Below are 12,598 nucleotides of genomic sequence, written 5' to 3'. Positions count from 1 at the left end.
CCGCTTGCACCCGGCAAACCTTGCTGCGGCGGCCGCTTCTGGGTGAAGCCGGGACGGAATGCCGAGAAGTCCGCTTCTTCGCCGGGGTTTAGGCGGGAGGCAGGCTTTCGGCGATCCGCTGGATTCCGAGGTAGGTCTCCTCGAACGACGTCGACAGCGGCGAGAGTCCCAGCCGGATCCCCGCGGGGTTGCGGTAGTCCGGGATGACCCCCTTCGCCCACAGCTCGGGGATCAGGTCCTTGAAGCCGGGGTGGTCGATGGTGATGTGGCTCCCGCGCTGTCCCGGGTCGCGCGGAGAGGTGACGACGACGCCGTGCTCCCCCATCAGCGCGTCCACCGCTTCCACCGCAAACGAAGTCAGCGACACGGATTTGGCGCGGACTGCGTCCATGCCCACCTCGGCAATCAGCCCGAGCATGTCCTGCATTGCCAGCATCCCGATGATGGGCGGGGTGCCCGAGATGATCCGCCTGATCCCCGGGGCCGGTTCGAAGTCCGAGCCCATGCCAAAGGGGTCGGCGCTGCCGAGCCACCCCTGGATCGGCTGCTGAAAATCCTCCAGATGCCGCTGCGCCACATAAGCCCAGGCGGGAGCGCCGGGACCGCCGTTGAGGTACTTGTAGCTGCACCCCGTTGCATAGTCCACGTTCCATCGGTCGAGCTCGGCGGGCACCGAGCCGACGGAGTGGCTCAAATCCCACAGGACCAGTGCGCCGGCGTCGTGCACCACCTCGGTGATCGCGGGGACGTCGGCCAGGTGCCCTGAGCGGTACGCGACGTGGCTGAGTACCACCAACGCTGTTTGTGGGCCGACGGCTGCCGCGACGTCGGCGGGGGTAGCACCGCCGTCGTACTGGAGTTCCACCCAGCGCAGCTGGAGTCCCCGCTCGGCGGCGATACCCTCCATGATGAAACGGTCAGTGGGAAAATTGTCCCGGTCAATGACGATCTCGGTGCGTCCGGGCCGGGCGGCGACCGCTGCACGGGCAAGTTTGTACAGCAACACACTGGTCGAATCGGCGACCGTGCACTGGCCTGCCGCGGCACCGATCGCCACCCGCCCAATCAGGTCACCGACCTGCTCCGGCAGGTCCAGCCAGCCTTCATCCCAGCCCCGGATGAGCCTGCCTCCCCACTGCTCGCGGACAAACGACTCAAGCCGTCCCAGCGTGTCAGTCAGTGGCCGGCCCAGCGAGTTGCCGTCCAGATAGGCAACGATGTCGGGATCGTCATGACCCTCGAACCTGGACCGGTAACTGGACAGGGGGTCCGCGGCGTCGAGGGCGCGGGCACGGGTAAGCAGGGGTACGTTCTCGCTCATGATCACAGTTTAGGCCCGAACAACAGACGCCCAACGCCAGCTGCCCTCCCCACCGGTGAGTGGGAAGGGCAGCTGGTGCCGCATGGGCAGAACCTGCTCGGTTAGTCTGTTCCGGCCAGCCGGGTGAGGGTGCCCGTAAAGTGCTCGCGGGCGCGACGGGCATTCCAGGCGGTGATCTCGGCTCCGCGCCAGGTGCCAGCTTCCTGATGCGGCGTGACGGCCAGGGCCACCCGGGCGGGCAGCAGCACCGGTGACCGGAAGTCGATGCTCCAGGCGAATGATTCCACCCCGGCCGGTTTGCTCTCCTGGACCATGCGCGACGCGAGATACATGCCATGAGCGATGGTCTGCTTCATCCCGAGTGCCTTGGCCGCCAGGGCATTGAGGTGGATCGGGTTGTAATCCCCCGACACCGCCGCATAGCTGCGCCCAGTACTCCCCGGGAGGTCCCACAGGGTGGTGAGCCGGGGTGGAACGAAGGTGGTCCGTTCCTCTTTCGGTGCGATAGCTGCGCCCGCCAGCCGCGACCCTTTCGCGAGATAGGTGGAGCGGCCGGTCCACACGGCTTCGCCCGCCACGGTGACTTCGGTGACCAGGTCCACCTGGGCGCCGGAAGGGTGGGGGCGCAGGTCTTCAGCCCAGGCGGAAATGCCGAGTCTTTCGCTGAAGTGAATCGCTCGCCGGTGTTCAACCGAATTGCGGAGGTGGATCATTCCGAGCAGCGGCAGCGGGAAATCCGCTCGTGCCATGACGCTCATCGCCACCGGGAACGCAATGGTGTGGATGAAACCAGACGGCAGCAGGTCGTGGGCTGGCGCCCCGATCAACTGCTGGAACCTGGTCAGGTCGGCGACCGAAGCCTGGACTCCTGCGACGCTATGCCGGACGGTCGGCAGTTCCGGGATGCCTGAACCTTTGGCCGACCGCCCGCGGGCCCACGGCAGTGGAACACTGCTGATCAGGGCGCTGCGGTACAGCGACGGGAGTCCTGGAACCGAGTCCAGGACCAGCTCGCTCACGCGCCCACCAGAGACTGTCCGCACACGCGGAGCACCTCTCCATTGACGCCAGCAGCGGCCGGCGACGCGAGGAATGCAATAGTCTCAGCCACATCGATGGGCAGTCCGCCCTGCTGCAGGCTGCTCAGGCGGCGTGCCGCTTCACGGGTGGCGAAAGGCATTTTCGCTGTCATCTCGGTTTCGATGAATCCGGGCGCGACGGCGTTGATCGTGCGATCGGTGCCGTCAAGGGCCACGCCGGTGCTGCGCACCATGCCGATCACCCCGGCCTTGGAGGCTGCGTAGTTGGACTGGCCACGGTTGCCTGCGATGCCGCTGGTCGAGGCGAGACAGACAATCCGGCCAGTTGCAGCAAACACCTCGGAGCCGAGCAACGTCTCATTGATTCGCAGCTGCGACTCAAGATTCACTGCCAGTACCGAGTCCCATCGGGCGGTGTCCATGTTCGCGAGCAGCTTGTCGCGGGTGATTCCGGCGTTGTGCACCAGCAGATCCAGGGAGCCATACCGTTGCTGCACATGCTCGAGTATCCTCGCGGCAGCGTCAGCAGTGGTGATGTCCAACTGCAGGGCGGTCCCGCCAATCCGGTTGGCCACTGCGGCGAGCTGCTCTCCGGCAGCCGGCACGTCCACGAGGACCACCTGCGCTCCGTCGCGGCTCAGCACCGCCGCGATTTCGGCGCCGATACCGCGGGCAGCACCGGTGACGACGGCCGTCTGGCCGGCCAGCGGACGGTCCTCGTCCTGGCCGCCGGCCTGCCCGCTGTCGCGGACGGTGATGAACTGCCCGCTGACGAAGGCGCTTTTTCCGGACAGCAGGAACCTGAGGGCACCGGCGGCGGCCTGCACCGAGGCGCCGTCGCGGAGCAGAATGCCGTTTGCGGTGGCACCGGCACGCAGTTCCCGGCCGACCGACCTGACAATTCCGTCGATTCCTTGCCTGGCTGCAGCCTCAGCGGGGTCGGTGGTTTCCTTCGCCGGACGGGAGACCGTGACGATGCGGGCGCCACGCGCAAGCTGGCGCACCGCCTGACCGAGTTCCAGGATGGGGGCGCCGAGGTCACCGGGTGCCGTGACGTTTTCCAGCACGACGACGACGGCGCCGAGCTTCTCACCAGGCGCGGCGTGGCGGCGGACATCCTGGTTCCATCCGAGCAACTCGGAGGCGAGCGAGTCGGCCGCAGCCCCAGCTCCGAGCACCAGCAACGGTCCGGGGACCAGTGGTGCGCTCTGTTTGTGCCTGCGGAGTACCGCCGGTCGTGGCAGCCCCAGCTTCTTGGCGAGCTTTCCGGCAGGACCGGAGTTGACCAGGTTCAGGTAGTTGTCAGTCACTGTTCGCGTGCCTCCAGAATGGCGACGACGCCCATGCCGCCCGCAGCGCACACGGAGATCAGTCCCCTACCCGAACCCTTCTCTGCCAGTGTCTTGGCGAGCGACGCAACGATCCGGCCGCCGGTCGCGGCAAAAGGGTGGCCCGCGGCCAGCGATGAGCCATTGACGTTGAGTTTGCTCCGGTCGACGGTGCCCAGGGCGCCGTCGAGTCCCAGCGTATTCCGGCAGAAGTCTTCGTTCTCCCATGCTGCGAGGGAACTGAGCACGGTACCGGCGAAAGCTTCGTGGATTTCGAAGAAGTCGAAATCGTCGAAGGTCAGCCCGTTACGCTGCAACATCCGGGGCATCGCGTAGACCGGTGCCATGAGGAGGCCTTCGGCGCCGTGCACGAAGTCCACTGCTGCAGCCTCTGCGTCCACCACGTTGGCAAGCATGGGCAGGTTGTGCCGGCGGGCGTAATCTTCTGAACCGAGCAGGACTGTGGCCGCGCCGTCGGTCAAGGGGGTGGAGTTGCCTGCCGTCATGGTGGCCCCGGCTGCGCCCTTACCGAAGACAGGCTTCAGCTTGGCCAGTTTCTCCAGCGAGGTATCGGCCCTGAGATTGGCGTCCCGGGTGACGCCGCGGTACGGGGTGACCAGGTCGGAGAAGAATCCCCGGTCGTAGGCTGCGGCGAGGTTGTGGTGGCTGTTCAGCGCCAGCTGATCCTGTGCCTCGCGGGTGATCTCCCATTTGGCGGTGGTGATGGCCTGATGCTCGCCCATTGACAGGCCGGTGCGCGGCTCGCCGGTCGTTGGGGCGTTGGGTGTGAGGTCCCGGGGCCGGAGGCGGCTGAGGACGGAGAGCTTCTGGGGCGTGGTCTTTGCGCGGGACAGGTCAAGGAGGACGCGGCGTAGTCCTTCGCTGACGGCGATTGGCGCATCGGAGGCTGAGTCCACGCCGCCGGCAATACCTGATTCGATCTGCCCGAGCTTGATTTTGTTGGCCAGGCCGATGACGGTTTCAAGGCCGGTCGCGCAGGCCTGCTGCACATCGTAGGCGGGAGTGTCGGCCGCCAGGGCTGAACCCAGTACTGCTTCTCGGGTGAGGTTGAAGTCGCGTGAGTGCTTCAGTACGGCTCCGGCCGCGACTTCGCCGATCCGCTCCCCCTGCAAGCCGAACCGTGCCACGAGGCCGTCAATCGCCGCGGTCAGCATGTCCTTGTTGGAGGAATACGCGTAAGGCCCGCCGGACCGTGCGAATGGGATCCGGTTTCCGCCAATGACCACCGCGTTGCGGACGGATGTGGAGGGCTGCGTGCTGCCCTGCTCTGCTGATTGGTCGACCATGCTGTGATTCTCCTTCGCCAAAACGGTGAGTTACCGATACTCAGCGTACCTGATACGCTGAGTATCGTGAACAAGCAGGCCCTTGCGCCAAGACCAGCAGCACGTCCCGCCGCGGCAGCCGGCGATGGTCGCTCAAGTCGGTGGCAAGCGCACCGGGACAAACGACGTCGCGCACTGGTGAAAACCGCCCGCCGCGCGGTGCATTCGCTCGGCTACAGCGCATCGATGGAAGACATCGCCACGGCCGCTGGCACGTCCAAATCCGTGTACTACCGCTATTTCGGTGACAAAGCCGGGCTGCAGCAGGCCATGGGCGAGGTGGTTATCGCCCAGATGCAGGACAAGGTGCTCGATGCGGCACGGCAGGCAGCCTCACCACGCGAGGGGCTCCACGCGATGGTGTCGGCATACCTGCAGATGGCCCAGACCTCACCCAATGTGTACGCCTTTGTCACCCGGTTGGGTGCCGCGGACGCTCTCACCAATCCTGCTGACCCCCAAACGTCCGAGTTGTTGAGCCACTTCTTCGAGGCGGTGACCAGCATGCTCGCCAGTCCGATGAAATCGTTCCTCGCCTCCGATCCACGGGCCAGGCAGCTCGGTGGCCCGGCGCTCACCCTCTGGCCGCAGGCGGCGATCGGCATGGTCCGTGCGGCCGGCGAGCTGTGGCTCGCCACCCCCGACGGCCCCACAAAGCCCACCGAGGCCCAGCTCAGCGAGCAACTCACCACCTGGCTCTTCGAGGGCATCGCCAATCACGTTCCAACACCCGCTAGCACCATTTCAGTTCTGGAGGACACCCCATGACACAGACAGCCACGCGATCCGAGCTCAACGTTCCCGCAACGGCGGCCATCCACGATGACGACCGCGCCGTCGTCGACGTCGAAGCGCTGGGTGAGCTGCTGCTGGGCCGGTGGGCAGCCACCCGCCGGGTTGCCCGCGAGCTCGCGGGTCGCCCGGAAGTCCACCGAATCGAGGGGCAGTCCCACGCAGACCAGCGGAGCCGCTGCTTTGATCAACTGCACTACCTGGTGGAGAACAAGGCAGTGCACCGGGCGTTTCCCGCTGAACTCGGCGGTGAAGACAATCACGGAGCCAATATTGCGGGCTTCGAGGAGCTGGTTGTCGCTGACCCATCGTTGCAGATCAAGGCGGGAGTGCAGTGGGGCCTCTTCGGCAGCGCGGTGCTCCACCTGGGCACGGCCGAGCATCACCGGGCGTGGATTCCGGGCATCATGAACATGGACATCCCGGGTTGTTTCGCGATGACCGAAACCGGACACGGGTCCGATGTCGCCAGCATCGCCACCACCGCGGTCTACCAGCCCGAAACCGACGAGTTCGAGATTCACACCCCATTCAGGGCGGCCTGGAAGGACTACATCGGTAACGCGGCGATCGACGGCCGGGCCGCAGTCCTCTTTGCGCAACTCATTACTGGCGGGGTGAACCATGGGGTTCACGCGTTCTACGTTGAGCTTCGCGATGCTGATGGCAACTTCATGCCGGGAATCGGTGGCGAAGACGACGGGCTGAAGGGTGGGCTCAACGGCATCGACAACGGTCGGCTCCACTTCACCAAGGTGCGGATCCCCCGCACCAACCTGCTCAACCGTTACGGCAACGTCGACAGTGAAGGCGTGTACACCTCGCCGATTGCTTCTCCCGGACGTCGTTTCTTCACCATGCTCGGCACCCTGGTGCAGGGTCGCGTCTCACTGGACGGAGCGGCGGTGGCTGTCACCAAGCTCGCGCTGAAAACCGCTGTGCAGTACTCAGTGGAGCGGCGGCAGTTCAACGCGGGTTCGGACCTCAAGGAAGAGGTGCTCCTCGACTACCAGCAGCACCAGCGCAGGCTCCTCCCCCTGATAGCCGCCACCTACGCGGCATCCTTCGCCCACGAGGAACTGCTGGCCAAGTTCGACGACGTCTTCTCCGGCGCCCACGACACAGACGAGGATCGTCAGGACCTCGAAACCCTCGCAGCCGCGCTCAAGCCGTTGTCGACCTGGCATGCCCTCGACACGCTGCAGGAATGCCGGGAAGCCTGTGGTGGGGCAGGGTTCCTGACCGAGAACAGGTTTACCTCCCTGCGTGCGGATATGGACGTCTACGCAACCTTTGAGGGTGATAACAACGTCCTGCTGCAACTGGTGGCCAAGCGCCTCCTCGCGGATTACGCGAAAGAGTTCAGCGGCGTCGACTTCGGTGTGCTCGCACGCTACGTGGTCACCCAGCGTGCCGAGAAAACCCTGCACCGCTCGGGTCTGCGGCGGGTAGTGCAGACCGTCGTCGACGCCGGATCCGAACGGAAATCCGCGATCGCGCTGCGGGATGAACACACCCAGCACGAGCTGCTGTCTGACCGCGTCGAGGCCATGGTCGCTGAACTGGCCGGCGAGCTGCGCGGGGTACGGAAGCTGCCACAGGAAGCCGCCGCCGAGAAGTTCAACGAACATCAGCACGAACTGATCGAGACGGCCAAGGCACACGCGGAACTGCTGCAGTGGGAGGCGTTCACCGCCGCAGTTCACCAGGTCGATGACGCGGGCACCAAACAGGTGCTCACCTGGGTGCGGGACCTGTTTGGGTTGTGCCTGATTGAGCGCAATCTCGCCTGGTATCTGATGAACGGCCGGCTTTCCACCCAGCGGGCCCGGACGCTCTCGCCGTACATCAACCGTCTGCTCGCGAAGATCCGCCCCCACGCCGTCGATCTTGTTGACGCCTTTGGGTACGGCCCTGAACATCTGCGGTCAGCGATTGCCACCGGCGCGGAGAAGGAACGCCAGAACGAAGCGATGGCCTACGCGCGGCAGCAGCGGGCCAGCGGTACGTTCCCCATCGACGAGAAAACGGTGCTGGCCCGCAAGGCGAAGGCTAAAGCGAAGCGCTAAAGACGCACCTAAACTTGACGCGGGTCGTCATCCTCGTTCTCTTCATCGACGGGGGTGGTGACCCGCCCCTCGTCGAGGGCCGGGTTCTCGGCAGACTCGTCCATCACTGCCTCGTCGACCTCCGTCTCATTCAACTCGGGAACATTCGCCTCATCGGGCGAAGGCGCCGAAGCTGCTGAGTCCGGCGAATCCGGTGAATCCGGTGAGTCCGGTGACACTGGGCTGGGGTGTTCGGTCACTGATGAGTCCTCCGTGATTGATGGTGGTACGCCACCCTACGCTGGGCGGTGTCAAGAACTACCGGGTTGCCGGTGTGCTCAGGTCTTGGGGATCACTGAACGGTAAACCTCGAGGGTGGACTCAGCAATCGAGTCCCACGAGAAGTGCTCTTCAGCACGACGGCGCCCCGCCTCACCCATCCGGCGGGCCCGGTCCGGGTCTGCAACCAGGGCGTTTACGGCCGCCGCGAAGTCGGTGACGAACCGTTCAGGATCCAAGGGGATACCCGTACCGTCGGTCACCTGTTCCAGCGGGACCAGGGTGCCGGTCACGCCGTCGTCGACCACCTCCGGGATGCCTCCGGTGGCGCTGGCAACGACTGCCGCGCCGCACGCCATCGCCTCAAGGTTCACGATGCCGAGGGGCTCGTAGATGGAGGGGCAGGCGAAGACGGTGGCCGTGCTCAGGACCTGGATGAGCTCATTCCGGGGCAACATGCGTTCGATCAGCACCACCGATCCGCGCTTGGCTTCCAGCTCAGCGATCAGCTGAGCGGTTTCGGCTGCCAGCTCGGGAGTGTCGGCGGCACCGAGACAGAGCACCAACTGCACGCCGGGCTCCAGCAGCGCCGCTGCACGGAGGAGGTAGGGAACGCCTTTCTGACGGGTGTTCCGTCCCACGAACACCACGCTGGGGCGGTCCGGGTCGATGCCCAACTTCCTGACGGCGTCGTGGTTGGTATCCCGTTCCCAGAGGCTCACATCGATGCCGTTGTGCACGACCTGCACCTTATCGGGGTCAACATCCGGGTAGCTGCGCAGGATATCCGCGCGCATCCCATGCGAGACGGCAATGACCGCTGCGGCGGCCTCGTAGGAGGTTCGTTCGGCCCACGAAGACAGCGCGTAGCCACCGCCGAGCTGCTCAGCCTTCCACGGCCGTAACGGCTCGAGACTGTGGGCACTGAGGACATGCGGCACCCCGTACAGGAGGGATGCGAGATGCCCCGCCATGTTCGCGTACCAGGTGTGGGAGTGCACCACATCCGCGCCAGCCAGCCCGTCCAGCATCGCCAGATCGGTGCCGAAGGTCTGCACCGCGGCGTTCGAGCGGTTCAACTCGGCCGGGGGCAGGTAGGTGCTCACGGTCGCCCCGTGATAATCGGGACTCCGCTCCGCGCCGAAGCAGTGAACCCGCAAATCCACCTGGCTGGCCAGCACTCGGCTTAGCTCAGCAACGTGCACTCCGGCGCCGCCGTAGATCTCGGGTGGGAACTCTTTTGTCACAATGTCTATACGCACGTTTCCAAACGTAGTGCAGCGCGGCCATCTCATCTAGTGTGAGTCAATCAAGAGGTAATAACTCAATGAAGAGCAACAGTAGGGCAGGGGGCCATTCGTGGCATTGAAAAAAGTACTGGCGATCGTCCTAGCCGGGGGCGAGGGAAAACGACTCATGCCACTCACGGCCGATCGTGCGAAGCCCGCAGTGCCGTTTGGCGGCATCTACCGGCTGATCGACTTCGCACTCTCGAACCTCGTAAACTCGGGGTACCTGGAAATTGTGGTGCTCACCCAGTACAAGTCCCACAGCCTGGACCGCCACATTTCCGAGACCTGGCGCATGTCCACCCAGCTGCAGCAGTATGTGGCGTCGGTCCCGGCGCAGCAACGGCGAGGAAAAAGCTGGTTTCTGGGCAGTGCCAACGCCATCTACCAATCCCTGAATCTGATCCACGATGCGAACCCTGACATTGTGGTGGTGATTGGCGCCGACCACGTCTACCGGATGAACTTCGAGCAGATGGTTGCTGCTCACATTGCCAGCGGTGCATCGGCCAGTGTCGCGGCGGTCCGGCAGCCAATGAACCTGGTTGACCAGTTCGGCGTCATCCAGACCGATGGCTCAGGCCGGATTTCCGGGTTCGTCGAAAAGCCGGAGAGCACCCCCGGGTTGCCCGACGATCCGAATAGCTTCCTGGCGTCGATGGGTAACTATGTGTTCACCGCTGACGCTCTGGTCGCGGCCCTCGAAGAAGACGCTGCCCGGCTGAACACCAAGCACGACATGGGTGGCGACATCATTCCGTATTTCGTTGAACGGGGAGATGCAGCAGTCTATGACTTCACCTCCAACGACATTGCTGGCTCCATGGATAGGGACCGTCAGTACTGGCGCGACGTCGGAACTCTCGACTCGTACTACGACGCCAACATGGACCTCATCTCGCCCCTGCCACTATTCAATCTGTACAACCTGGAATGGCCGATCTACACGCGGCAAAGTGTCTCTCCCCCGGCCAAGTTTGTCCGCAGCGCATCAGGCGGTTCCGGTGTAGCTCACGACTCGATCGTCTCGAACGGTGCAGTGGTTTCCGGAGGCCAGGTGCAGGGGTCCATCCTTGCCACCGATGTGTTTGTTGACGAAGGTGCATCTGTGTCGGGGTCGGTGCTGATGGACAAGGTGTCCATCGGTCCGGGAGCTATTGTCCGGCGGGCGATCATCGACAAAAACGTCAGAGTGCCGGCCGGTGCCAGGATCGGGGTCGACCGAGAACTGGACCTCAGCCGCGGGTACACCGTGACGGAGTCCGGACTGACCATCCTTAGCAAGGGGCAGGTGGTTCTTCCGGGCTAGGTAAATCGTGGCCGACCTTGGGTTCAGTCCTGGCTGAACACTTCGTCCACCCGATCTGAGACCTGCCCATTCCTGACCTGCTTTTTCCCTCCGCGGCGTGTGATCGCCGTTTTTAGAAGGGTGGTGGGTCGGGGGTGGTGGTGTAGGTTTTGCCGGTCAGTGAGGTGGCGGTGAGGGTGCCGGGGTCAGGCTGGTGGTAGTGCCAGTAGCCGTCGGTTTTGAGTTTGTGGTGTTTGCGGCAGAGGGCGGCGAGGTTGTCGTAGCTGGTGGTGCCGCCCTGGTGCCAGGGGATCGTGTGGTCGAGGTCGCAGGCCGGGGCTGGCCGGTTGCAGCCGGGGTGGCGGCACGTTTTATCTCTGACGAGTATGGTCCGTCGGAGACTTTCCGGGACCGTATACCGTTGCCGGCCGACGCTCAGGACGGTGCCGGTTTCGGGGTGGGTGAGGATCCGGGTGAATCCTGGTGCGTGGGCGGCAAGTTTCCGGGCGGTGTCCGGGTCGATCGGCCCGTACCCGGCGAGGTCGGCTGGTGCGTCGCCGCCGAGCAGGGTCATCACGGGTACGGTCACGAACACCACCGGGTGCACCCCCAGCACCGCCGCCAAATCCACCCCACCCGCACCGCCGTTTCCCGCACTGCCGTCACCAGTACCGCAGTCTCCAGTACCGCCGTCTCCGGTGGTGCTGCCGTCGTGTTCCACGGGGTGGGCGAGGTTGGTTGGACTGGTTGCTGCCGCGCCGGGTTCGCAGTGGTGGGTGAGGAGGTCTCCGAGGAGGTCGGCTTTGAGTTGGGTGAGGGTGCGGTCTTCTTGCGGGTGTTGCAGGGCACGGGCCATGAAGGTGAGCCGGTGTTCGATGCCGCAGGCCTGTTCGGCGGGAAGATAGGCCGAGAACCAGGCCATGCCGTCGTGGGCGGGGGTGAGTTCCACGTGCCGGTCCTCAACGGCCGCGGCCTTGCGGGTGGTGATGGAATCGGGGTGGAGCTTTTCCCGGATCCGGTGGCAGAGGCTTTTCAACCGGGGTGGGGTCAGGTGCGCTCCGCGTTGGAGGACTTGATCCTCGAACCCGGCCAGCACCTCGGCCGGTAGGAACAGGGCTTCGTCGGCGATGATCTGGGCTTGCCGGATAGAGATCACACCCGCGCCCAGGGACTGGAGGGTTTTCGGGAGGTCCAGGGCCAGGGTCAGGCTGTGACCCAGTAACCGGTGCGCGGCCCGCCCGGAAATGTTCAGTAACGGCGCTAGTTCCTCGACGGTGAGGGTGAACCCAAGCCCTGTGCCGATGCCCTGCCGGGACGAGGCCCGGGACGCAGCGAGGCTTTGCACTTCGCGGTGCAGATCAGCGATCAGTTCGGCCTGCCGGGCAGCGGCCCACGACGCCAACCGATCCACCGCCTGCAACAAGTCCGAGATCCCCGCCACCGGATCCGACGCTTCGTCAGATGGTCCGTCAGCCGGTCCGTCAGCGGCTTTTCCGGCGGGTTTCTTCGCGGGGACGCGGTCGGCTTCCCAGGGCAGCAACATGGAGACCAGCGATTCGGGGCCAGCCAGTTCCACCTCGGTGGCCGCCGTGTTGGCCGCAAACCGGTGGGACCGGCTGGTCTTGCCGACCCTGCGCAACACACCGGCCACCTCGCCGGTGCTCCACGACGGATCCATCCCAGCCAACGAAACCGCCTCAACAGAACCCGGGCTAGCCGCACCCAGGCTGGCCGTAAAAACCTCAGCGATGCTGCGGTTTCCACCGGTATTCTCCTGCTGCTTCATACCTCCATCACATCATCTGCCACTGACATTCTTCGGCGTCAGGCAGGCGAGCAGGACCCACCCGGATTAAGCCCACAGCGA

The 12,598-nt window shown here is 64.9% G+C and carries 10 protein-coding genes; 3 read left to right on the top strand and 7 right to left on the bottom strand.

Annotated features, from left to right (window positions below):
• Positions 1-88: 88 nt before the first annotated feature.
• From ACX80T_RS03825 to ACX80T_RS03810, 4 genes are all read right to left on the bottom strand, one after another.
• Positions 89-1,321, bottom strand: coding sequence for a kynureninase (locus ACX80T_RS03825; RefSeq protein ID WP_459303746.1), 1,233 nt, complete (start codon positions 1,319-1,321; stop codon positions 89-91).
• Positions 1,322-1,422: 101 nt separating this feature from the next.
• Positions 1,423-2,340: a MaoC/PaaZ C-terminal domain-containing protein gene (locus tag ACX80T_RS03820; RefSeq protein ID WP_459303745.1), complete on the bottom strand. Its 918-nt coding sequence runs from the start codon at positions 2,338-2,340 to the stop codon at positions 1,423-1,425.
• Positions 2,337-3,671, bottom strand: coding sequence for a 3-oxoacyl-ACP reductase (locus ACX80T_RS03815; protein WP_459303744.1), 1,335 nt, complete (start codon positions 3,669-3,671; stop codon positions 2,337-2,339). Before ACX80T_RS03815 ends, ACX80T_RS03820 begins: the two co-directional genes overlap by 4 nt.
• Positions 3,668-4,996 carry an acetyl-CoA C-acetyltransferase gene (locus ACX80T_RS03810; RefSeq protein ID WP_019482687.1) on the bottom strand — a complete coding sequence of 443 codons (1,329 nt, stop codon included), beginning with the start codon at positions 4,994-4,996 and terminating at the stop codon, positions 3,668-3,670. Before ACX80T_RS03810 ends, ACX80T_RS03815 begins: the two co-directional genes overlap by 4 nt.
• Before the next feature lie 66 nt (positions 4,997-5,062).
• On the opposite strand from ACX80T_RS03810, the gene ACX80T_RS03805 reads away from it, so the two are divergent.
• Both ACX80T_RS03805 and ACX80T_RS03800 read left to right on the top strand, forming a co-directional pair.
• On the top strand, positions 5,063-5,803 hold the full coding sequence (locus ACX80T_RS03805) for a TetR/AcrR family transcriptional regulator (protein ID WP_237742119.1): 741 nt from the start codon (positions 5,063-5,065) through the stop codon (positions 5,801-5,803).
• Positions 5,800-7,896 (top strand): acyl-CoA dehydrogenase family protein, encoded by a 2,097-nt coding sequence (locus tag ACX80T_RS03800; protein ID WP_459303743.1) that lies wholly within the window; start codon positions 5,800-5,802, stop codon positions 7,894-7,896. Before ACX80T_RS03805 ends, ACX80T_RS03800 begins: the two co-directional genes overlap by 4 nt.
• 8 nt (positions 7,897-7,904) lie before the next feature.
• Here ACX80T_RS03800 and ACX80T_RS03795 read toward each other — a convergent pair whose 3' ends face one another.
• On the bottom strand, positions 7,905-8,135 hold the full coding sequence (locus tag ACX80T_RS03795) for a hypothetical protein (protein WP_207771289.1): 231 nt from the start codon (positions 8,133-8,135) through the stop codon (positions 7,905-7,907).
• 78 nt (positions 8,136-8,213) lie between these two features.
• Complete coding sequence (glgA, locus tag ACX80T_RS03790; RefSeq protein WP_035766795.1) at positions 8,214-9,416, bottom strand: glycogen synthase; 1,203 nt, start codon at positions 9,414-9,416, stop codon at positions 8,214-8,216.
• Positions 9,417-9,513: 97 nt separating this feature from the next.
• Between glgA and glgC the strand changes: the two genes are divergently transcribed.
• Positions 9,514-10,752 carry a glucose-1-phosphate adenylyltransferase gene (gene glgC, locus ACX80T_RS03785; RefSeq protein ID WP_459303742.1) on the top strand — a complete coding sequence of 413 codons (1,239 nt, stop codon included), beginning with the start codon at positions 9,514-9,516 and terminating at the stop codon, positions 10,750-10,752.
• A 112-nt stretch (positions 10,753-10,864) separates the two neighbouring features.
• Here glgC and ACX80T_RS03780 read toward each other — a convergent pair whose 3' ends face one another.
• On the bottom strand, positions 10,865-12,517 hold the full coding sequence (locus tag ACX80T_RS03780) for an HNH endonuclease signature motif containing protein (protein WP_459303741.1): 1,653 nt from the start codon (positions 12,515-12,517) through the stop codon (positions 10,865-10,867).
• Positions 12,518-12,598 lie beyond the last annotated feature (81 nt).

The organism is Arthrobacter sp. Sr33 (assembly GCF_054511195.1).
This window is presented reverse-complemented; position numbering and strand designations above follow the sequence as displayed.

Excerpts from the sequence above, each read along its gene's own strand:
- ACX80T_RS03825 (WP_459303746.1), bottom strand. The coding sequence starts at position 1,321 with ATGAGCGAGAACGTACCCCTGCTTACCCGTGCCCGCGCCCTCGACGCC.
- ACX80T_RS03810 (WP_019482687.1), bottom strand. The coding sequence starts at position 4,996 with ATGGTCGACCAATCAGCAGAGCAGGGCAGCACGCAGCCCTCCACATCC.
- ACX80T_RS03800 (WP_459303743.1), top strand. The coding sequence starts at position 5,800 with ATGACACAGACAGCCACGCGATCCGAGCTCAACGTTCCCGCAACGGCG.
- ACX80T_RS03780 (WP_459303741.1), bottom strand. The coding sequence starts at position 12,517 with ATGAAGCAGCAGGAGAATACCGGTGGAAACCGCAGCATCGCTGAGGTT.